The sequence below is a fragment of the Oceanimonas smirnovii ATCC BAA-899 genome, assembly GCF_000381965.1.
GTDB lineage: Bacteria > Pseudomonadota > Gammaproteobacteria > Enterobacterales > Aeromonadaceae > Oceanimonas > Oceanimonas smirnovii.
Genome location: NZ_KB908454.1, coordinates 298,509 through 320,316 on the forward strand (window position 1 = coordinate 298,509; position 21,808 = coordinate 320,316).

Here is a 21,808-nt window from a genome sequence, read left to right on the forward strand (position 1 = left end):
TGCTCAGCTTTCATGCTGCTTTGATAAAGCAGCATCTTGTTTCGGTTGACTCGTTAACACCCTGCTTGAACAGATGATTATTCTGTCTGTTCCAGTTTTTGCAGGGAGTCGGCCAGCCCTTCAATACGTATTTTGCTGTCGCTGAGCAGCCGGCTTATCTCGTCCGCCGATGCTCTGGAGCGGGAAGCCAGCGTTCGCACTTCATCTGCTACCACGGCAAACCCGCGTCCCTGTTCTCCCGCCCGTGCGGCTTCAATGGCTGCGTTCAGCGCAAGCAAATTGGTTTGTTCGGCAATATCATTGATGGTGCGGGCAATATGCTGAATTTGCTCACTTGAGTGCAGCACTTCATTCATGGCGCTGTTAGTTTCATCAATGGTGAGTTTGCGTAAACTGATATTGGAGCCATACATTACCACTTTGGACAGGCGGCCGTTTACATCCATGATGGGGGTAAAGGTGACATCCAGCCACACAGGGTGTGCTGTCATACCGGATAAATCCAGGTCCTGCTTCAGGCTTTCTCCCTGATGCAACTTGCGCCAATCTGCTTCTCCCAGCAGTGTTAACAGTTGTGCCAGCGGGTTTTGGGCCTGGGCCGGGTTTGATAGTTGCATTACCTTGTTGAGCAAGTCGTTGGTGTAGTTCAGTTTGCCATTCTGATCCCACTCTGCGACCACGAAGGAAGCTCCGATGGCATCAAGTCTGGTATTAAATTCCAGCGCCTTTGATTTGGTTTCGGTGATATTGGCCTGAATGGAGATAAAGTGTTCCAGCTTGCCTTGCTCACTGAACACCGGATTGATTGCAAGAGATATCCAGTAGGGAGTGCCGTGTTTGTCGTAGTTCAGAATTTCGTCGTAGAAGGCTTCCCTGCGAGCAATATACTCACTGATGCGGGCCACGGTTTGCGGATCTGTCTGTTCGCCCTGAAGAAAACGGCCCGGTATTTTCCCCTGTACTTCCTCCGCAGTGTAACCGGTAAGTTCACAAAATCCGGGGTTAACGTATTCTATGCGTCCTTCTGTATTGGTAATAATCACTGCATTGTTAGTGCGGTTGGCCACCAGCGATAACAACCGGAATTCTTCCCGCCGGGCGACCTCAGCGGTGACGTCTTTAAGAAAGGCAGTGTAAATGATACGTCCGCTGAGCTGGACTTTGGATAACGCCAGTGTGGCCCATAATTTGCTGCCGTCCTTGCGAAAGACCGGCACTTCACGGCTGGTGCCGACAATTTTATCTTTTCCGGTATCGCGATTGGCGTTGATATAGCCGTCATGACTGGCCTGAAGCTGGTGAGGAACCAGCATTTTGACGTTCTGGCCAAGCACTTCGGATCTGTCATAGCCCCACAGCCGCTCCGCGGCCTGATTGAAAAAGGTGACAATATTGTCTTCATCAATGGTGACGACAGCATCAATGGCCTGCTCCAAGGTCTGGTTAATCGTCTCACGCATATTGTGCTCGGCGGTGATGTCCCGCACAAAAGCGGTATAGCCGATGTGACGACCCAGCTGATAGCGGGAGAGTGACAGACTGGCCCACACCATTTGGCCGTCTTTACGCTGCAGCTGAACCTCACGGCTGGTGCCAACAATCACATTTTTCCCTGTTTCCCTGTTGCGGTTGATATAACCGTCATGAGCTGCACGGATGGTGCCGGGGACCAGCATATTCACGTTATTGCCGAGTACTTCGTCCTTGCTGTATCCCCACAGTCGTTCCGCGGCGGGGTTGAAGTAGATCACTTTGTTGTGCTGATCGATGCTGACAACGGCGTCGATAGCATTATCCAGTGCTTCTCTGAGCCGGTCATTACTGCTATGCCCGAGCCGAAGAAAACCAAAACTTTTGCTCCACCCCATAGTGTCAATTCCTTATGATTCACAAACGACCAACCCAGACCAAGACCGGCCATGCTCACCCTTCTTTACATAATATTTTAAGCTTGGCCTAAAAAGTGAAAGTTAGCTGTGCCTGAGTTTGACGCCAACAGGATAGATGCGAAAATACCGCTTCCTCATGGGTGCTGTTGAGGTCTCGGACAAGCGGGTATCAAAGCAGTGTCAGGCTATCTAGTGTTAATTAAATCAAAGAGATAAGTGCAATATGCTGCTGATGATCGATAATCGACATTCAGGTCTACCGGTGTCCATTAAGGTCTCTTTGTAAATCGTTAAATCATTTAATATCAGTATTTTAGCTCTTATTCGAGCTTTTTGTGTCTATTGCCATCCATGAAAATTGCGGGTATCGTTGCGGGTATCGAAATCAGGATACCCGCATTATGCCGCTGACCGATGCCAAAGTTCGTAACACCAAGCCTGCCAACAAGCCCCAGAAGCTAGCCGATGGCCAGGGCCTTTACCTGGAGGTTAGACCTTCGGGATCCAAGCTGTGGCGGTATCGTTACCGCATTGCCGGTAAAGAGAATGTCTTTGCCATTGGCGAGTACCCAACCCTGAGCCTGGCTGGCGCACGTACCGAGCATGACAAGGCGAGAGCCCTGGTCAAGCAAGGGCTCCACCCGTCACACCAACGACAAGCCGAACGCCTGGCGAACCAGGCAGCGAATGCCAGCACCTTTGAGTCGTTGGCGCGAGAGTGGATAGACAAGAAGTCTCCCGGCTGGACGCCTTACTACCAACGGCAGGTTGAGCGCTTTATGGCGGCAGATGTGTTTCCCTATATCGGAAAGCTTCCCATTCGCAATGTGGCGGCAGCCCACCTGCTGGAAATTATTCGTCGAGTAGAGGAGCGGGGAGCGGAAACCGTGGCCCTGCTGATCCGGCAGTGGTCGTCTGCCATCTTCCGTTACGCTGTTGCCACCCTGCGTGCCGACCATGATCCTGCCGCCGCTCTGAAGGGCGCAATTCACCGGCCTAAGGTGGAGCACCGTAAACCCCTTACCCGAGAGCAGATTGTTCAGTTCATCAAGGCACTGGACGAGTATGGTGGCTACAGAACCACAGTAATAGCGCTGCGGCTGATGCTGCTGACTTTTGTGCGCACCGTAGAGCTGCGTAAAGCCGAATGGCACGAGTTTGACCTGGAGCGGGCCGAATGGCGGATCCCGGCAGAAAAAATGAAGATGCGTCAGCCTCACATAGTGCCGCTTTCCCGCCAGGCGGTTGAGCTGCTGCAAGAGCTGCATACCTTCACCGGTGGCCGACCGTTGCTGTTTCCTAACTTGCGCAACCCTGATACTTACATGACTGCAACCACGCTGAACCGGGCCCTGGAGCGTATGGGATTCAGCGGTAAGGGCAGCATTGGCTTTTCGGCTCACGGCTTTCGGGCCACCGCCTCCACCTTGCTGAACGAAATGGGCTACCGCTCGGATTTGATAGAGCGCCAGCTGGCACATACCGAGCGCAACAAGGTACGAGCCAGCTACAACCAGGCCCAGTATCTGGACGAACGCAAAGCCATGATGCAGGAATGGGCGGATCTAATAGATAAGCTGGTATCTCGTGAGGCACTGGCCGAGAAGAAGGTGGAGTAATGCACTTTAAATACAGTCGAGGTTGATATCTGTGTTTGTGACTGAAAATAAATAGGATTATCCCTAAATCATTTTAGGAACATAACAAGGTTGACAGAAAGCAACTGATTTTGATTTTTATTTGACTTAAAATCCCTCGCTATCCTACCCATAGAGATGTTTCGAATGAGATTTATCTACATGGCACTGCTGCTGAGTACCTTGGCTTTTCAGGCAAGGGCCGAAGTGAGAGTGATCGATGATAGGGGAGAATCGATTACCCTAGCACAGCCAGCGAACCGGCCGGCGGCGATCTCGGCCTTTGCCGCCGACGCCCTGGTGGAGCTGGGAATTACGCCGGTGGCGGTGACCCAGTTTGATGACGAGGACAAGCCCGGCTATCTGGGTGAGACGCTGGCGTCGGCGATCAGCCTGGGCGCCAGAGGCCAGCCCAACCTGGAGCTGCTGTCCGGCCAGTCGCCGGATCTGGTGCTGGCGGTGCGCCGTTACACCGAGGCCAATGCCGGCCGGTTGCAAGCGATCGCTCCCTATGCGGCCTTTGATGATCTGACCCTGGCGGACAGCCTGAAGGCGGTCACCGACATCGGCACCCTGGTGGGCAAGCCGCAGCGGGCCGAGCAAATCAATCAGGAGTTCGAGCAGACCCTGACCCGCATGGCGCAACAGGTGGGCGACCGAGGCGGGCAGAGCATCGCCATGCTGGTCACCGCCAGCGAGCAACCCTTTGTCTATTACGATCATTTTCTGCCGGTGGAGCTGGCCTCGGCCCTGGGTCTGAAAAACGTGGCCGGTCCCAGCCCCGCCTGGCCGGGCAAGCTGCCCTTTGGCTTTCGCATGCCGCTCGAGCAGTTGCTTGCCGCCGACCCGGACATTCTGGTGCTGTTTCCCAGCGCTCAGCCCCGCGCCTTCGTCAAGAACCCGCTGTGGAAGTACCTGAAGGCGGTGCGCAATCACAGGGTGTATGAAGTGGGTTACCACTGGAAGGAAGGGGGCGGCCCCATCGCCCGCGCCGTGATCCTGAAGCAGCTCGGGCATCTGGCCTATCCGGACTTGTTTGACGCGCCGGCGGCTTTGCCGGCGGATCTGACTCTCAAGCCGTTCTCATGACGCCCTCGCTGTTACTGGTACTGATGGTGCCGCTGCTGTTGTGGAGCGGCCTGACGGTGGGCCATCTGGCGCTGCCTGCCGACCAGTTATGGTCGGCGTTGCTGGGGCAGGGGGATGGTCTGGCCCGGACCGTGGTGTGGGAGCTGCGCCTGCCCCGGGCCCTGCTGGCCCTGCTGGTGGGCGCCAGCCTGGCGGTGTCCGGCCAGGTGATGCAGCGGGTCAGCCGTAATCCGCTGGCGTCCCCCGGGCTCACCGGAGTGTCCGCCGGCGCGGCGCTGGCGGTGGTCGCCGGCATATTGCTGTGGCAGGCGGGCGTCGCCCTGACTCCTTGGCTGGCGGTGGCCGGCGGTTTGCTCGCCGGCCTGCTGACCCTACTGCTGGCCGGCGGCCGGCAACTGCAACCGACCCGCATCGTGCTGGCCGGGGTGGCGGTCACCGCCCTTTGCGGTGGCATTACCACCACCCTGCTGTTGCGGGCGGAGGCGGACGCCGGTGAGTTCCTGTTCTGGATGGCCGGCGGCGTGGCCGGGCGCAGCTGGCCTCAGGTGCAGATGCTGTTGTGGTGCATGGCGCCGGCCCTGCTGGCGCTGTGGCTGACCCGGCGCAACCTGGCCCTGCTGGAAAACGGCGATGACATGGCGCTCAGCCTCGGCCTTCGGCCGGCGCGCTGGCGCGTCTGGTTTTTGCTGCTGGCCACCCTGCTGGCCACTTCCACGGTGGCGGTAGCCGGTCCCATCGGTTTTGTCGGCCTGCTGGCCCCGCACATGACCCGCTTTCTCTGGCCGGGCACGCGTCAGCCCTTTGGCCTGTGCCTGCTGCTGGGCGGCGTGCTGCTGATGGGCGCCGACGTACTGGCCCGGCTGCCGGGCACGGCTCAGGAGATCCCCCTTGGGGTCATGACCGCCCTGCTGGGCGGGCCCCTGTTGTTGTGGCTGATGGTGAAGGAGAAAGTCTGATGCGCCTGCTGTCCACCCTGGGCCTGCCGCTGTTGCTGTTGCTGGCGGGCCTGACCGCCCTGGTGCAGGGCGCTGCTCAGGTGCACCTGAGCAACCTTGCCGAGCTGCTTGCCGGCGAGGGCGGTGAACACCTGCACCGGGTGGTGCTGGACTACCGGTTGCCCCGAGTGTTGCTGGGCGCCCTGGTCGGAGCCCATTTTGCGCTGGCCGGCTACCTGTTGCAGCTGATCACCCGTAACCCCCTGGCCGACGCCGGCGTGCTCGGCATCTCTTCCGGCAGCGGCCTGGCGGCGGTCACCGTGTTTGTGCTGCTGAGCCGGCTGATGGGCCAGGACGCCGGCTACCAGCTGGTGCCGGTAACCCTGGCCTGGCTGCCCTGGCTTACGTTGGCCGGCGGCCTGCTGTCGGGGGCCCTGCTGTGGTGGCTGTGGCGGCGGACCGGTTTAAGCCCGGTACGGCTGGCGGTGGTCGGGGCCACCTGCGCCGCCATCTTCTCGGCGCTGCTGATGGGGGCCCTGGTACTGTGGGGCCAGGCCACCAGCGAGGTGATCATTCTCTGGCTGGCCGGCACCCTGTACGGCGCCGGCTGGGATCGGCTGTGGGCCCTGTTGCCCTGGAGCCTGGTACTGCTGCCGCTGGTGACCCTGTTGTCCCGGCCCATGCTGATGCTGAGCCTGGACTCGCAAAAGGCGCACACCCTGGGCTTTGACGTGACCCGCTGGAGCGGCCTCATGCTGGCGCTGGCGGTGGCCCTGGCGGCGAGCGCCGTGGCCATGAGCGGCCCGGTCGGCTTCGTCGGCATTCTGGTGCCTTATCTGGCCCGTCGCCTGTATCCCAATCGCATTTCGGCCCAGCTGTGGGGCTGCATGCTGCTGGGGGCATTGCTGGTGGTGGCCGGCGACACCCTGGGGCGGGTGGTGATGAGCCCGTTTGAGTTGCCGGTGGGGGTGGTGACCGCCCTAGTTGGCTGCCCCTTCTTTCTGTATCTGCTCAATCGCAAGGTATGAACATGCTGGAAATCGACAATCTCAGCCTGGGTTACGGTCAGAGGCGCATCGTCAACGGCGTCAGCCTGACCCTGTCTCCCGGGGTGTGCGCCCTGCTGGGCCCCAACGGTTGCGGCAAGAGCACCCTGCTGAAGGGGCTGGCCGGGTTGCTCAAGCCCCAGACCGGTGCCATTCGGTTGGACGGGCGCGAGCTGAGTGCCTGGTCGCGCTCGGATCTGGCGCGACGACTGGCCTTCATGCCCCAGCAACCGACGGCGCCGGACGAGATCCAGGTGCGCCAGCTGGTGATGCTGGGGCGCTATCCGCACCTCGGCCTGTGGCGCCGTCCGGGACAGGAGGATCACGACCGGGTTGAATGGGCGATGCGCCAGACCGGCGTGGCCCAGCTGGCCGAGCAGGCCCTGCGCAGCCTGTCCGGCGGTCAGCAGCAGCGGGTGTGGATCGCCATGGCCCTGGCCCAGCAGGCGGACTTGTTGCTGCTGGACGAGCCGACCACCTACCTGGACTGGGGCTACCAGCTCGAGACCCTGGAGCTGCTCGGCCAGCTGAACCGGGAGCAGGGGCTGTCGGTGCTGATGTCATTGCACGAGCTGAACCAGGCGGCCCGCTACGCAGATCGGCTGGTGGTGATGCGGGCCGGCGGCCTGGTGCGTGAGGGGACCCCGGCCGAGGTGCTGACCCCGGCTCTGATCGCCGACGTGTTCGGCGTCGACGCTCACATAGTGCAGGACGATGACGGCTTCCATCACGCCCTGGCCCGGGGCACGGCCCGATAGACGACACCAAACTATTAAAAAAGTTCAAAATTTAATTGAAATGGGAATCCAGATCAAAAATAATACCCAAAAGCTAATCATTATCATTTGGGTTGTTTTTATGTCAGTAACAAGGAAAGTGAAGCCTTCCGCCGCCGGCTTCAGCCGTCGTCCGCTCAGCATTCTGGTCAGCCTGGCGCTGATGCCCGCGCTGCCCCTGGCCGCCGAAGAGGTTGCTACCAGCCAGCTGGATCAGGTGGTGGTGGAAGGGGACTGGCTGGGTACCCCCAGCAAGGAAACCGTTAAGACCTACACCGGCGCCCGCAACGTGGTGGACAGCGAAGAGCTGCACGAGCGCGGCGCCCTGAACCTGGAAGACGCCCTGCGCCAGGTACCGGGCATTCAGGTGCTGGATGAAACCGGCACCGGCATTCTGCCCAACATCGGCGTGCGCGGCCTGAACCCGCTGCGCAGCGAGCGGGTGCAGATGATGGTGGACGGCTACCCGATTGCCATCGGTCCTTACACCAACGTGGGTGTGTCCCTGTTTCCGGTGACCCTGCCGAGCCTGGAAGCGGTGGACGTGGTACGGGGCGGTGCCGCCGTGCATTACGGTCCCAACAACGTGGGCGGCGTGCTCAACCTGATCACCAAGCCGATTCCCAACGAGATGGAACAGACCCTGCGTGAGCGCCTGCTGATCGCCGAAGACACCGGCCATGTGCTGACCGACACCTACTACCGGGTGGGCGGCTTCGTCACCGACGACCTGGGCCTGCAGTTCCAGGCCAACCTGCTGAAGGGCAATGGTTTCCGTGACCATTCCGACACCGAAGTACAGAACTACATTCTGGACGTCGACTACTTCGCCGACGAGATCAACGAGTTCAAGGCCCAGCTGCAGTACTACGACGTGACCGCCGATCTGCCCGGCGCCCTGAGTCCCACAGCCTATGAGGCCAACCGCAACCAGTCCCAGCGCCCCTTCGATGCCTACGACGCCGACATGTGGCGCGCCACCCTGACCTGGATCCACACCCCGAGCGATGACGTGGAATTCCAGTGGCGCAACTTCGCCCACCGGGCGGATCGCACTTTCTTCTACGGCCAGAACCTGGCCGGCGGCAACTGGGCCGACCCGGATGCCACCGCCACCAACGTCAACGACACGCCGCGTATCTTCCATGTGTACGGCACCGAGCCGCGCATCTCCAAGCAGCTGGGCAACCACACCGTTATGCTGGGCGGCCGCTATGTGCGGGAAGAGGTAGAATTCGATATCAACCGCCTGACCCTGACGACGGGCGATTACAACGATAAGTTGCGGGACTGGGACTTCGCCACCAACGCCTACGCCGCCTACGTCAGCGATACCATCAGCCTGCTGGACGATCGCCTGACCCTGACCCCGGGTGTGCGCTATGAAGAGGTGCGCACCGATTACCGCGATGAGAACTCCGGTGCCCTCAGCGACAACCACACTTCCGCCTGGCTGCCCGGCCTGACCGTGGGCCTGCAGGCCACCGACGAGGTGTTCCTGTTTGCCAACGCCCAGCGCTCCCTGGTGCCGGTGCAGACCGCCCAGGTGATCCGCGAAGGGGAAGTGGCGAATGAAACCGCCTGGAACTACGAGCTGGGCGCCCGCTGGCAGCCCTATGACAACCTGCAGACCACCGCCACCCTGTTCCGCATCGACTACCAGGATCAAATCCAGTTCAATAAGGCGCAGAACCTGTACGAGAACCTGGGCGAAACCCGTCAGCAGGGGATCGAGCTGGAAAGTCGCTGGTCGCCGATCGTCGACGTGGATCTGGGCCTGGGCTACACCTACTTGCAAAGCGAGCAGCTGAGCGGCGAGTTCAACGGCAGGGATCTGCCCAACGCGCCTAGTCACCACGTGAGCGCCGACGCCGTGTATCGCACCGGCCTGTGGACCGCCAGCGCCACCGCCCTGTACGCCTCCAGCAGCTTCAGCGACGCCGCCAACACTGTCGATGAAGACAGCATGGGCAGCGTCGGTGAGCTGCCGTCCTACACCCTGGTCAACACTCGCCTGGGCCGGGACATTTCTCTGGGCAACGACATGACCCTGAACGTGGGCATGGGCGTGAACAACCTGTTGGATGACGACGCCTACTTCCGCGGCGCCGACGTCAGCCCGGTGGGCCGTGTGCCCATGCCCGGCCGCACCTATGTGCTGGAAGGTGAGCTCAGTTTCTAAGGTGAAGCACTCGAAGATGATACAGGGGCTGCATAAGCAGCCCCTTTTTTTCAGGAAACGTAAATGTTAAAGGTACTCTCAAGCATGCTAGCCATATCATCATGGATAAAAGATTGGGGAGGACGTAACGGTAATGAGCAAGCTAAAGTTATCGAACTTCTGGTGATTCTCAGACTGCAAGTAATTACAACGATATGACGGGTTAGATTAAGCCGGCAACATGCCTGCGTTGAAAGCAGAATGACAAGCGCAAAACCTACGCCAGAGAAAGCTGTTACCTGCCCGTGTCGAGGGTGTAGCCCATACCCCTGATGGTATGGATAAGCCTTGGCTCAAAGCCATCGTCAATCTTGGCACGCAGCCGGCGAATGGAGACATCAATCACATTGGTGTCGCTGTCAAAATTCATGTCCCATACTAGGGACGCAATCAGTGAGCGCGGCAGCACTTCTCCCTGCCGGCGTACCAGCAGTTCCAGCAGCGCAAATTCCTTGTTGGTCAGGTGAATGGGAGTGTCGGCACGGCTTACCTGACGGCGGGGCAAGTCCAGCACCAGATCGGCCACCTGCAGTCGGTGCTCCTCCCGGCGGGGCGTACCCCGGCGCAACAGGCTGCGCACCCGGGCCAGCAGCTCGGCAAAGGCAAAGGGCTTAACCAGATAGTCATCAGCGCCCAGTTCCAGGCCGCGTACTCTGTCTTCCACACTGTCCCGCGCGGTCAAAAACAGTACTGGCATCTGCCGGCCCTGCTCCCGCAGACTCGCCACGATGTGCCAGCCGTCCAAATCCGGCAGCATGACGTCCACTACCACTAGATCGTAAGGTTCGGCGCAGGCCTGGTGCAGGCCATCGAGGCCGTTGCGCACCAGATCTACCACCAGGCCCGCCTCGCGCAGGCCCTTTTGCAGGTAATTGCCGGTGCTTTCTTCGTCCTCGATGAGCAGCAGTTTCATGGTTAGCTCCGTGGGGTTGGTTACCCCGATGATGGCGCACTTTACGCTCTGTTCTCAAGCCCGGTATAGCGGGCTGCTGATTGTCTCGCCAGAAGATGACAATTTTGTCATCTTCTCGTCATGTTGGCTTCAGGTGCGCCTATCTATGCTGTCTCTATGACAGTAGGCAATTTAGGGAATGTGATGACACAGCCAAAAAACACGCTCAATCTGCCTCGGCGGCGCTTTGTGCAGGGACTGGCCGCAGGCGGCGTGGTGCTGGGGTTGGCGCCGATGCTGGCCTCAGCTCGCTCACCCGTGCCGGCTACCGTGACCGGCCATGTGCCCACGCTTACCGGAACCGAATTCGATCTGGTGATCGATGAAACCCCGGTCAATTTCACCGGCAAAGCGCGCATGGCCACCACCATTAACGGCTCTATTCCGGGCCCCACCTTGCGCATGCGCGAGGGCGATACCGTTACCATTCGCGTCACCAACCGGCTCAAGGAGCCTACCTCCATTCACTGGCACGGCATCATTCTGCCCTTCGAAATGGACGGCGTACCCGGTATCAGCTTTGCTGGCATTCCGCCCGGCGAAACCTTTACCTACCGTTACACTCTGGAACAGAGCGGCAGCTACTGGTATCACTCCCACTCGGGCATGCAGGAGCTGACCGGCATGTACGGTGCGCTGATTGTGGATCCGGCCGATGCCGATTCAATCAAGGCCGATCGGGAGCATGTGGTGGTGCTGTCGGACTGGACCGACGAAAATCCCATGCGGGTATTCGGCAAGCTGAAAAACCAGGGCGATTACTACAACTTCAATCAGCCGACGGTGGCGGACTTTTTTCAGGACATGAGCCAGGCTGGCCTGGGCGCGGCGCTGGAAAAGCGGCAAATGTGGAACCAAATGCGCATGAGCCCGAGCGATCTGGCGGACTTGTCTGCCGAGACCCTGACCTACCTGATGAACGGCACCACGCCCGCCGGCAACTGGACCGGCCTGTTCAACCCCGGTGAACGGGTGCGGTTGCGCTTTATCAACGGTGCCGGCAATACCTTTTACGATGTGCGTATTCCCGGGCTGAAACTCACCGTGGTGCAGGCCGATGGCCTGAATGTCGCGCCGGTGGAAGTAGACGAGTTTCGTTTTGGCCCTGGTGAAACCTACGACGTGCTGGTGGAGCCCAGCGCCGAGGCCTACACCCTGTTTGCCCAGGCCATGGACCGTACCGGTTACGCCCGGGGCACCCTGGCTACCCGCAAGGGGCTGAGTGCGGCGGTGCCACCACTGGATGAACCTCAATCCCTGACCATGACCGACATGATGGGCAGTATGGATCACGGCACGATGAGTGGCATGGACCATGGCGCCATGAATGGCACCTCGAACATGCACCAAGGTGCCATGAACGGCATGGCGGGCATGGATCATTCAGCCATGGGGCACGGTGCCATGACGGGCGCCCTGGCAGCGGCCAGCACAGAAGTGCGCCATGCCCGCACCGAATACGGGCCCAGTGTGGATATGCGGGTAGATATGCCACGCACCAATCTGGACGATCCCGGCGTGGGCCTGCGTAACAACGGTCGGCGGGTGCTGACCCTGGCGGATCTGCGCACTCCCGGCGGCCCCATGGATCCCCGTCCGCCCGAGCGGGAAATTGAGCTGCACCTGACCGGCAACATGGAGCGCTACACCTGGTCGTTTGACGGCGTGGAGTTTGGCGGCTCCACGCCCATTCACCTGAACTACGGTGAGCGGGTACGCGTTATTTTGCACAACGACACCATGATGACCCATCCCATGCACCTGCACGGCATGTGGAGCGAGCTGGAAAGCCCGGACGGCGAGTTTCTGTGCCGCCGCCACACCATACCGGTGCAGCCGGCCCAACGCATCAGCTTTCTGGTGACCGCCGATGCCCTTGGCCGCTGGGCCTGGCATTGTCATCTGATGTTCCATATGGACGCGGGCATGTTCCGCATGGTGGTGGTGTCATGAGCAAACAGACAGCAATAATGAAACATGTCTTTGGTGCCCTGGCCCTGGCCGCCCTTCCGGCCCTGGCCCAGATGGACCACGGCGATATGCAAATGCAGGGCGGACAGCCGCCGGCTGATGCCCGGGATCCTCATGCTTACTCCGGCGGCTTCAGCCTGGACGAAGGCCCTTATGCGCTGCCGGGGCCCCGCCAGCTGAAACTGGCCGACGAGCACTGGTTTTACGGTGTGCTGGCCGACCGGCTGGAGCGGGTGGATAACGGCGATGATCACTCTCTGGCCTACGAGGTCAACGCCTGGGCCGGGCGAGATTACGACCGGGCTGTGGTGAGGGCGGAAGGCGACATTGAACACGGCAGGCTGGCGGAAGCCAGCACCGAGCTGCTGTGGCGCCATGCCTTGACCGGGTTCTGGAACAGCGATCTGGGGGTACGTTACGACACTGGTCACGGCCCGGACCAGGGCTGGCTGGCCGCCGGTGTGTCGGGGCTGGCGCCCTACTGGCTGGAGCTGGATGCCACCGCTTACCTGGGTGACGACGGCCAGACCGCCTTGGCACTGGAAGCGGAATACGAGCTGTTATTGACCCAACGGCTGGTGCTGCAGCCGGCCATTGAGCTCACCGCCTATGGCAGCAACGACGCCGAGCGCGGCCAGGGCCGGGGATTGTCCGAGCTGGTGGCCGGTGCCCGCTTGCGCTACGAGCTAAGTCGGCAGTTCGCGCCCTATGCGGGCTGGGAATGGCAGGTCGCTCTTGGGGACCGCGCGGATCAACTCAGAGAAGAAGACGAGGCCACTCAGGAGAATCGTTGGGTAGTCGGGGTGAGGTTCTGGTTTTAAGCCGCCGACATTATTTTTTAGTTAGCAGGAGCACAATCCATGAAAACCACAGTATCCGTTTTAATGCTGGCGCTGTTGCCCGGCCTGGCTTTGGCCGCCGGTGAGCATGGCGGCCATGAGGGCCATAATGCCGCGACCATGCAACAGAATATGCACGGTGTGGGCCGTCCCGGCAAGCCGGCCGAGGTCAGCCGTACCGTTGCGGTAGAGATGAGCGACGACATGCGTTTTACTCCGGCCGCCATTGAGGTGAAGGCGGGGGAAACGGTGCGCTTTTTTGTTAAAAATGCTGGCAAGCTTAATCACGAGCTGGTGCTGGGCAACCTGGCTATTTTGAAGGAGCATGCCGACATGATGCGTGAAATGCCGAATATGCAGCACGCCGAACCCAATATGCTGAGCCTCAAGCCTGGTCAGAAAGGGGGGCTTGTCTGGCATTTTGACCAGGCCGGCACCGTGGACTTTGCCTGCTTGATCCCGGGGCACATGGAAGCCGGCATGACCGGGCAAGTTAAGGTTACGCAATAACACAAACAGGCCCGCCTTCAGGCGGGCCTGTCTGCTTTGGCGACGCTGGGCTAAAGACTGCTGGAACAAAAGGGGGAAAAAGTGAGTAAGTCATCGGATTCATCCCGCTGGGTGCTCTGGCTGGCCGGGGCCGTGGCCCTCGTGTTACTGACCATGATCGTCGGCCATTTTCTGATGGGCGGTAGCCAAATGTGGGGTGACATGCCCCATAGTCGGGCACTTTCGGCGCAGGGAAAAGCCGCTTACGGTGAATATTGTGCCAGCTGCCATGGTGCTGACCTCAGGGGCACACACCAGGGGCCGCCTTTTATTCACAAGGTTTACGAGCCGTCACACCACGGTGACGAAGCCTTTTACCGGGCCGCCACTCACGGTGTGCGCGCCCATCATTGGCGCTTTGGCGACATGCCGCCGGTGGAGGGCATCCGTCGTGACGAGCTGAGCGACATTATCGGCTATGTGCGTGAGCAGCAACGGCAGAATGGCATTAGATGATCGGGAAACGGGCCCGATGGTGGCTGTGTGATGGCGGCCTGAGTCGCTGATTTCAGGCCGAACACTCAGCAAAGTCCATGTGCCGTCAGTCCTTGCATGTTGAACACAGGAGCAGTCTGAACATCTAAAGAAACGGACCCTTGGTTTTACCTTTTCATTTTCAAGGAAACCAGAACATGGCGAAAGCGGCACGACACCAGAACGAACACGGCAAGACAGATGCCGAAAAGAAACGTTGCCATGATGGCATGGAGCAGCAGCAACAGGAGTTGTTGATTCAAGGAGCCAGCTGTGCCGGCTGTGTCAAAAAAATTGAAGCGGCCTTGCAAAGTGTGCCTGGTGTCACTCATGCCGAAATGAATTTTGCTCAGCGTACTGTCAGTGTTGAAGGGGCGGTTGACGCCAGCACCTTGATCAAGGCGATAGAGCAGGCCGGCTACGGTGCACAAACTCAGTCCGCAGACAGCGGCGATGATGCCCTGGAGGAAAAAGAAAAAGCCGACCGTGTCTACTACAAACGCCTGATGCTGGAGATGACCATTGCCCTTGGCCTGGGTATACCCTTGATGATTTATGGTCTGCTGATCGGTGAAATGACCGTCACCACGACAGCCGAACGCATTGCCTGGCTGCTGGTTGGCCTGCTGACACTGGGAGTGATGATCTTTTCCGGAAAGCATTTTTATGTAGGAGCTTGGCAGTCCTGTAAAAATCATTCTGCCAACATGGATACCCTGATTGCCCTGGGCACGGGCACGGCCTGGCTGTATTCGATGGTGGTGGTGTTTTTTCCCCAGGTTGTACCCGACATGGCCCGCCATGTTTATTTTGAAGCGACCGCCATGATTATTGGCCTGATCGATCTGGGGCTGGCACTGGAGCTGAAAGCGCGAGGTCGAACTTCGGAAGCCATCAAACGGCTGATTGGCCTTCAGCCCAAAACGGCACGTGTTATTCGCGATGGCAATGACATGGATATTCCCATCGAGCAAGTCAGGTTGCATGACCTGGTTCGAGTGCGCCCCGGAGAGAAGGTGCCGGTGGACGGTGAAGTCATTGAAGGTCATACCGCCATTGATGAATCCATGCTGACCGGGGAGCCCATGCCGGTGGAGAAAAAGGAACAGGATGAGGTGGTAGCGGGCACCATCAATAAAACGGGGGCGATAGTGTTCAAGGCGACCCGGGTCGGTAAGGACACGGCGCTGGCGCAAATTATCGGTATGGTAAAACGGGCTCAGAACTCCAAGCCGCCTATTGGCCGGCTGGCAGATATGATTTCGGCGTATTTTGTCCCTGTGATCATGATTATTGCCATCGTCAGTGCGTTGGCCTGGCTTAATTGGGGGCCTGAACCAGCGGTGGCCTTGGCGGTGGTATCGGCGACCACGGTATTGATCATTGCCTGCCCGTGTGCCCTTGGTCTGGCCACGCCCATGTCGGTGATGGTGGGCGTTGGCAAGGCCGCAGAAGCGGGGGTATTGATCCGCAACGGCGAAGCCCTGCAAAGCTCCTCCACAATCACCGCCATGATCCTGGATAAAACCGGTACCATTACCTTGGGTAGCCCCAAAGTGACGGACATTATTACCGTTGACGGGCTGGATGAAAAACGTGTATTGCAGCTGGCTGCCAGTTTAGAGTCTGGATCGGAGCACCCGTTGGCGCTGGCGGTGGTCGAGTCTGCCAAGGAGAGGAACATTGAACCGTTGTCTGTTACCGGATTTAACGCCATAGCAGGGCATGGCGTCGAAGCGGTTGTCGGTGGTAAAAAACTGCTGTTTGGCAACGAAAAGTTAATGAAGGATCAGGGCGTTGCCTTTGATGACTTCGTTGACAAGGCACAACAGCTGGCGGCAGAGGCAAAAACCCCCATGTATTTTGCCGTGGATGGCAGGCTGGCGGCACTCATTGCCGTGGCCGATCCCATCAAGGAAGACTCCATTGCGGCTATTAAGCGTCTGCAACAGAACGGTATTCGTGTGGTGATGCTGACCGGGGACAACCGGGCCACAGCCAAGGCCGTGGCAGAAAAGGCCGGTATCAACGAGTTTTTTGCCGAGGTACTGCCGGAAGAGAAGTCCAAAAAAGTACAGGAACTGCAAATGCAAGGGGAGGTGGTCGGTATGACCGGTGATGGCATCAACGATGCGCCGGCATTGGCGATGGCCAATGTGGGCTTCGCCATCGGTACCGGAACCGATGTGGCGATTGAGAGTGCCGACATTACCCTGATGCGTGGCTCACTGCATGGATTGGCCGATGCCATTGCCGTGAGCAAGGCGACATTGCGTAATATCAAACAAAACCTGTTTGGTGCTTTTATTTACAATATTGCGGGGGTGCCCGTTGCCGCCGGTTTGTTATACCCATTCTTCGGGCTTCTTCTAAGCCCTGTCATTGCGGGGGCCGCCATGGCGTTTTCTTCGTTGACGGTGGTCACCAATGCCAACCGCCTGAGACTGTTCAAAACCCGGGAGCACTAAGGAGGCGGGGAATGATGTTAGTTAACGTACTTGGCGTTTTGCTCATTGCCTTGATTGTCTGGTGGTTTTGGTTATATCAACCCCAGGCAACCGACCTGGGTGACAGTGAACTGATCATTGTAGTGGAAAATGGCACCTATCAGCCGTCACGCATAAGGCTGCTCGCTGACCAGCCAGCTAGCCTTCATTTTTTGAGAAAAGATTCGTCCCCCTGCTCTGAAACCATTTTGATACCCGACTTGAAGCTTAGCGATACATTGCCATTAAATAAGGTCAAAAAAATAGCACTGCCGGCGATGAAGAAAGGTGAATATGAGTTTCATTGTCAGATGCAAATGTACCGAGGTCGACTTGTTGTTGAGTGAAGGCGGGAGCAATGAAGATTAAAGTGAGGCTTCCGGTTTTAAGCGGGTACATTGATTGGACCGAGGTGTGAAATGAATAAAAAGCTATCATTTTTATCGACGCCCAGAGGGTGGCTAATTTTAGGTGTGGTTGCTTCTCTCACTTACTTCTTATTGGTTGAGCATAAACAGCACCTATTTATATTTTTACCCTATCTTATTTTTTTGTTGTGTCCATTAATGCACCTGTTTATGCACAGAGGGCATAAGCATGGCGAACATCACCATCACGACCCTGGTGCCGATGAGAGCAAGGAAGAAGCTTATCGTCGGGGGTTGGAGCAGGGGCGTCGAGAAGCTAAAGACAAACCAGAGGATTAACATGCAGTTGGAGTGGTAACAGTAATTACACTGCTACAGAGTTTCGATGTTATTTGTACTGAAACACAGTTACTCATATCAGGAGAAATATCATGAAAAAGTTAATTTTCGCTTTAACCCTGTCCTCCCTGTTCGCAATGCCTGCAATGGCTGAACAGGATAATCATCATCAGCAAGGCCAAAATATACCCTTTCAGGGGGATATGATGATGAACCATGAGCAGATGATGACGATGCGTGAACATATGCGATCGGCTGCTGACACCATGATGCAATTGCAGGGAGAAACCGATCCCGAAAAACGTCAGGCTCTGATGCAGGAACACCTGGAACAGATGCAGGAAGGCATGCAGATGATGGACATGATGCATGAGGGTAATGATGGTCAGCTCTCAATGCCTAATATGATGGATATGTTGCAGCAGCGCATGAACATGATGAACGAAAATATGGATATGACGAAGATGATGATGGACCAGATGCAAATGCATGAAAGTGAACAGCGGCGTGAGAAAATACACAGGGATGAATGATCTAAGGGGGCAGGGACTCTAGCCATGTTTCAATGAAAGGAGGGTTAGGTATGGCGAATCATAGAGCAGGGATTAACCCGGGGTTTTTGACAACCCATACCCTGAGTCTGACTGAAATGAGTCGGGCCAATATGGATGCCATGCTGGCGGAGATTGAAGCGCAGCACTGGGTTGACACGCTGGCGCTGGATAGTAAAACGAAAAAGCTGAAGGTTGCTTATGAGGCATCATCTCATAAAATCGATGATATTATCGACATCATTGAGCAGCATGGTGCAGCGTTAAAAGATAGCTGGTGGAGTCGTACAAAACTTGGCTGGCAGCGGCAAACCGACGAGAACATTAAAAATAATGCAAAGCATGAGCCGCATTGTTGTAATAAAGCTCCACCTGGCCATTGAAATAATGTATCAGCCCATGCTGTCGGTTATATGCTTGCATGGGCTCATTTGCTTACCGTTCATTCCGTGCCGGAAAGAGGAAAGCGGGCGGTAAAGCAGGTTTCCTGTTCGTCGGAGTGTACCGACAGGGTGCCTCCGTGGCTGGTCACAATGGCCTTGGCGATGGCCAAGCCCAGTCCAGAGCCTTCGGTCACCTGCTGGCGGGCGTGATCCGCCCGGTAAAACCGGTCAAACAGCCGAGGCCATTCCTCGGGAGGAATGGGGGAGCCCGGGTTGGCCACCTCCACAGTCACGGCGCTGTCATTGCCGTTTATACGAATACTCACTTCTTGGTGTGCCGGGGTGTAACGAATGGCATTGGTCAGCAGGTTGCTGATGGCCCGTTGCAGCATGGCCCTGTCTCCCCACAACCGGGCATGGCCCAGGCGTTGCAACCGCACCTGTCGTTCACTGGCCAGCGGCTCGAAAAACTCGATCAACTCGTCCACTTCTTCCGCCAGATCCAGCGATTGGCACTGTATGGCTAATTGTCCCTGCTCCGATTTGGCCAAAAACAGCATCTCATTGATCATTCTGTTCAATCTTTCGGCGGCTTCCAGGTTGGCATAGAGGGCTTCCCGGTAGTCATGGTCCGAGCGGATCTGGCTCAGGGCAACCTGGGTTTGCAGTAGCAGGCCGTTCACCGGGGTGCGCAATTCGTGGGCAATGTCGGAGGAAAAGGTGGTGAGCCGCTGAAAGGACTCTTCCAGCCGATCCAGCATGTTGTTAAAGGCGTGAATGGGCCCATGCAGCTCGACCGGAGCACCGCTTACCGGCAGCCGGTGATCCAGCTTGTTGGCGGTGACTTGCGTGGACAGCCTGGCCATGGAACGTAGGGGCTTGAGTCCGGCGCGCGAGGCCATCCAGCCCAGCAAAATTGAGATCAAGGCAATGCCGCCGGTCAGCCAAAGCAGGCCGTTTTTGATGTCATTGATAAAATGCTGGTGGTAGCGGGTGTCGAATATCACGCGGATCATCACTGTATCCGGCATCTCCGACACGGATGTCCGGGGCGGCAGAGCAAAAGGAGCTGATATGCTGCGGTAGTGAATGCCGTTTTCTTCCCAGCTTTCAATCACAGGCCCAGCATTGACGTCTGTGGCCGGAGGTCGGAATAGCTGACTGCCCGCCAGCAGTCGCCCCTGGGGAGTGGTGATCTGCAACCTATGGTCGCCATAGCCGGCCAGAGCGCTATGCAACCTGGATTCCAGCCTGGCCCAGTCCGGCTGGCCATTGTCCAACTGTGTAGCCAGCAGGTTTTTCACCAGTACCATTTTGCCCCTGAGATCGGCCTCGTCCTGGCGGGCGAAGTGCTGCTCCAACGACTGTATCAACACCATGCTGACCAAGCCCCAGATAGCCAGCATGGTCAGGCTGAACATCAAGCTCAGGCGTGCGGTAAGGGAAAGATGATTGCGCATGGTATGCCGCCCGGTTGAATGATCCCGATCGTGATCTATAAAGGGAATGCGATGTTAGCAAATACAGGAAGCTGAGCAACAGAAGGTGGGCTAGCTATGACTGGCTTTTCGCAACAGAAATAGCGCGAATATAACCCTGATGCTGTGCACCGATGACAAGTACGGCCAGATGATGTACGTATTGTCATGTGAACCACTGGGGCGGGAGGAATGCGGTAAATCACTTTTCCTTCCGCCCCTTTTTCGTCTGTTCCGCCCGGGTCGACGGAATAACTATTTCATATAAGAATCAATAACCTTCATAACCACATCCATATCCGCCTCGCGCTTGCTGAGGTCTTCTTCAAGCACCAGATGCTCGGCGAGATGGCCCTTTATCACCTCCCGCATCAATCCGTTCACGGCACCACGAATGGCGGCAATTTGCTGTAATACCTGCTGACATTCATGATCTTCCTGCAGCATTTTCTGCAGGCCGTTTACCTGGCCCTGGATTTTGCTGACCCGTGCATTGAGCTTCTTTTGTTCTCGCATGGTATGAGACATGGCATACCTCTTCAGTCATAACAACCACTGTATCCGATTGCGAATGTACCATCCGGCTGATACTGGGGGGTAGCATCCAATACTAGGGGGGAGTATAGTTCAGCTCGATTAAAACGGTATTCAAGAGGTTGAGCATGGACTTTGCGGCGTTACTGCAACAGGGCAATGGCTGGTTCTTTATTCCTAGTGCGATTTTGCTGGGGGCTTTGCACGGCCTGGAGCCCGGCCACTCCAAGACCATGATGGCGGCGTTCATCGTGGCAGTAAAAGGCACTGTCAGACAGGCGGTCATGCTGGGGCTGGCGGCCACTTTGTCACACACCGCCATCGTCTGGCTTATCGCTGTGGGCGGCATGTACATCAGTCAGAAGTTCACCGCAGAAGCCGCAGAGCCCTGGATGCAACTGGTGTCGGGGATGATCATACTGTCGACAGGGCTCTGGATGTTCTGGCGAACCTGGCGCGATGAGCAAAGGTGGCAGCGGGCCCAGAGCCATGCGCAGGACTGGAAAAACCAAGTGGTGGATACGGGGCATGGGCATGTCGCCCTGTCGATTGCGGACAGAGACGGATATCAGCGCTTTCAGCTGAAAACTCTCAGCGGAAGCCCCTTGAGCGCAGACCATGTGCACCTGCGGGTGGCCCCCGTTGATGCCTCATCCCCCGAGGTATATCATTTCATTGAGAAAGAAGGTTACCTGGAGTCGGCTTCGTGTGTAGAGAAAGCAGAAGATCTGGCGCTGACCCTGAGCATAGGGCACCACGATCATACCCATGACTTCGATGTGCATTTTCACCCCCATGCGCATGGCAGCGAAGGCGGTCAGGAATATCAGGATGCACACGAGCGGGCTCATGCCCTGGAGATTCAGAAACGTTTCGCCAACCGGGAGGTCAGCAACCGACAAATTCTGCTGTTTGGCCTGACCGGTGGACTCATTCCCTGCCCGGCAGCCGTGACTGTGTTGCTGATCTGTATTCAGCTGAAAGCTCTGACTCTGGGGGCGACCCTGGTGGTGTCATTCAGCATCGGGTTGGCGCTTATCCTGGTTACGGTGGGTGTTGTGGCGGCGGTCGGTGTGCAAAAGGCCAGCAGTAAATGGAGTGGCCTGAACGAACTCGCGCGCAAGGCTCCCTACTTGTCGGGCCTGCTGATCAGTGCCGTGGGGCTGTATATGGGTACTCATGGCTATATGGCACTGATGAGTTAAATATGTACTTTCACTACAGTTGAACGAGTATATCTTTAACACTCTCAAATGAATGTTCATCTACATCTAATGTAAAGGCCCACCTT

The 21,808-nt window shown here is 57.7% G+C and carries 20 protein-coding genes; 16 read left to right on the plus strand and 4 right to left on the minus strand.

Translation table 11 applies throughout. The annotated features are described in order from the left end of the window. Nucleotides 1-77: 77 nt before the first annotated feature. Entirely contained in the window at nucleotides 78-1,868 is a 1,791-nt protein-coding gene (locus G364_RS17455) for a methyl-accepting chemotaxis protein (RefSeq protein WP_019933346.1), read from the minus strand. A 422-nt stretch (nucleotides 1,869-2,290) separates the two neighbouring features. Here G364_RS17455 and G364_RS0101350 point away from each other — a divergent pair, with 422 nt between their 5' ends. The 6 genes from G364_RS0101350 to G364_RS0101375 all read left to right on the plus strand — a co-directional run bounded on the left by G364_RS0101350 (nucleotide 2,291) and on the right by G364_RS0101375 (nucleotide 9,554). Next, nucleotides 2,291-3,508: a tyrosine-type recombinase/integrase gene (locus G364_RS0101350; RefSeq protein ID WP_019933347.1), complete on the plus strand. Its 1,218-nt coding sequence runs from the start codon at nucleotides 2,291-2,293 to the stop codon at nucleotides 3,506-3,508. Between the two features lie 165 nt (nucleotides 3,509-3,673). Then, nucleotides 3,674-4,615: an ABC transporter substrate-binding protein gene (locus G364_RS0101355; protein ID WP_211212408.1), complete on the plus strand. Its 942-nt coding sequence runs from the start codon at nucleotides 3,674-3,676 to the stop codon at nucleotides 4,613-4,615. Then, nucleotides 4,612-5,571, plus strand: coding sequence for a FecCD family ABC transporter permease (locus G364_RS0101360; protein WP_019933349.1), 960 nt, complete (start codon nucleotides 4,612-4,614; stop codon nucleotides 5,569-5,571). Before G364_RS0101355 ends, G364_RS0101360 begins: the two co-directional genes overlap by 4 nt. After that, the gene (locus tag G364_RS0101365) at nucleotides 5,571-6,578 is read left to right on the plus strand and encodes a FecCD family ABC transporter permease (protein ID WP_019933350.1); all 1,008 of its coding nucleotides are present in this window, start codon (nucleotides 5,571-5,573) and stop codon (nucleotides 6,576-6,578) included. The genes G364_RS0101360 and G364_RS0101365 overlap by 1 nt, the downstream gene beginning before the upstream one ends. Nucleotides 6,579-6,580: 2 nt before the next feature. After that, nucleotides 6,581-7,354 carry an ABC transporter ATP-binding protein gene (locus tag G364_RS0101370; RefSeq protein WP_019933351.1) on the plus strand — a complete coding sequence of 258 codons (774 nt, stop codon included), beginning with the start codon at nucleotides 6,581-6,583 and terminating at the stop codon, nucleotides 7,352-7,354. A 118-nt stretch (nucleotides 7,355-7,472) separates the two neighbouring features. After that, on the plus strand, nucleotides 7,473-9,554 hold the full coding sequence (locus G364_RS0101375) for a TonB-dependent receptor family protein (RefSeq protein WP_019933352.1): 2,082 nt from the start codon (nucleotides 7,473-7,475) through the stop codon (nucleotides 9,552-9,554). A 274-nt stretch (nucleotides 9,555-9,828) separates the two neighbouring features. Here G364_RS0101375 and G364_RS0101385 read toward each other — a convergent pair whose 3' ends face one another. Next, nucleotides 9,829-10,506: a heavy metal response regulator transcription factor gene (locus G364_RS0101385; RefSeq protein WP_019933354.1), complete on the minus strand. Its 678-nt coding sequence runs from the start codon at nucleotides 10,504-10,506 to the stop codon at nucleotides 9,829-9,831. 183 nt (nucleotides 10,507-10,689) lie between these two features. Here G364_RS0101385 and G364_RS0101390 point away from each other — a divergent pair, with 183 nt between their 5' ends. The 9 genes from G364_RS0101390 (at nucleotide 10,690) to G364_RS0101430 (ending at nucleotide 18,505) form a co-directional block, all read left to right on the plus strand. Then, nucleotides 10,690-12,498 carry a copper resistance system multicopper oxidase gene (locus G364_RS0101390; protein WP_019933355.1) on the plus strand — a complete coding sequence of 603 codons (1,809 nt, stop codon included), beginning with the start codon at nucleotides 10,690-10,692 and terminating at the stop codon, nucleotides 12,496-12,498. Beyond that, the gene (locus G364_RS0101395) at nucleotides 12,495-13,337 is read left to right on the plus strand and encodes a copper resistance protein B (RefSeq protein WP_245541352.1); all 843 of its coding nucleotides are present in this window, start codon (nucleotides 12,495-12,497) and stop codon (nucleotides 13,335-13,337) included. Before G364_RS0101390 ends, G364_RS0101395 begins: the two co-directional genes overlap by 4 nt. A gap of 39 nt (nucleotides 13,338-13,376) precedes the next feature. Further along, nucleotides 13,377-13,865, plus strand: coding sequence for a cupredoxin domain-containing protein (locus tag G364_RS0101400; RefSeq protein ID WP_019933357.1), 489 nt, complete (start codon nucleotides 13,377-13,379; stop codon nucleotides 13,863-13,865). A gap of 81 nt (nucleotides 13,866-13,946) precedes the next feature. Then, on the plus strand, nucleotides 13,947-14,360 hold the full coding sequence (locus G364_RS0101405) for a c-type cytochrome (protein ID WP_019933358.1): 414 nt from the start codon (nucleotides 13,947-13,949) through the stop codon (nucleotides 14,358-14,360). 176 nt (nucleotides 14,361-14,536) lie between these two features. Next, nucleotides 14,537-16,846 carry a heavy metal translocating P-type ATPase gene (locus tag G364_RS0101410; protein ID WP_019933359.1) on the plus strand — a complete coding sequence of 770 codons (2,310 nt, stop codon included), beginning with the start codon at nucleotides 14,537-14,539 and terminating at the stop codon, nucleotides 16,844-16,846. An 11-nt stretch (nucleotides 16,847-16,857) separates the two neighbouring features. Next, on the plus strand, nucleotides 16,858-17,211 hold the full coding sequence (locus tag G364_RS0101415) for a cupredoxin domain-containing protein (protein WP_019933360.1): 354 nt from the start codon (nucleotides 16,858-16,860) through the stop codon (nucleotides 17,209-17,211). 72 nt (nucleotides 17,212-17,283) lie between these two features. Next, the gene (locus G364_RS16930) at nucleotides 17,284-17,571 is read left to right on the plus strand and encodes a DUF2933 domain-containing protein (protein ID WP_083928679.1); all 288 of its coding nucleotides are present in this window, start codon (nucleotides 17,284-17,286) and stop codon (nucleotides 17,569-17,571) included. Between the two features lie 92 nt (nucleotides 17,572-17,663). Further along, nucleotides 17,664-18,104 (plus strand): hypothetical protein, encoded by a 441-nt coding sequence (locus G364_RS0101425; protein ID WP_019933362.1) that lies wholly within the window; start codon nucleotides 17,664-17,666, stop codon nucleotides 18,102-18,104. Between the two features lie 50 nt (nucleotides 18,105-18,154). Next, nucleotides 18,155-18,505: a hypothetical protein gene (locus tag G364_RS0101430; protein WP_019933363.1), complete on the plus strand. Its 351-nt coding sequence runs from the start codon at nucleotides 18,155-18,157 to the stop codon at nucleotides 18,503-18,505. A 59-nt stretch (nucleotides 18,506-18,564) separates the two neighbouring features. On the opposite strand, the gene G364_RS0101435 is transcribed toward G364_RS0101430, so the two are convergent. Further along, nucleotides 18,565-19,965 carry a heavy metal sensor histidine kinase gene (locus tag G364_RS0101435; RefSeq protein WP_019933364.1) on the minus strand — a complete coding sequence of 467 codons (1,401 nt, stop codon included), beginning with the start codon at nucleotides 19,963-19,965 and terminating at the stop codon, nucleotides 18,565-18,567. A gap of 273 nt (nucleotides 19,966-20,238) precedes the next feature. Beyond that, nucleotides 20,239-20,511: a Ni(II)/Co(II)-binding transcriptional repressor RcnR gene (gene rcnR, locus G364_RS0101440; RefSeq protein ID WP_019933365.1), complete on the minus strand. Its 273-nt coding sequence runs from the start codon at nucleotides 20,509-20,511 to the stop codon at nucleotides 20,239-20,241. A 134-nt stretch (nucleotides 20,512-20,645) separates the two neighbouring features. Between rcnR and G364_RS0101445 the strand changes: the two genes are divergently transcribed. Continuing rightward, nucleotides 20,646-21,722, plus strand: a complete 1,077-nt coding sequence (locus G364_RS0101445) for a nickel/cobalt efflux protein RcnA (protein WP_019933366.1) — start codon at nucleotides 20,646-20,648, stop codon at nucleotides 21,720-21,722. Nucleotides 21,723-21,808: the final 86 nt, after the last annotated feature.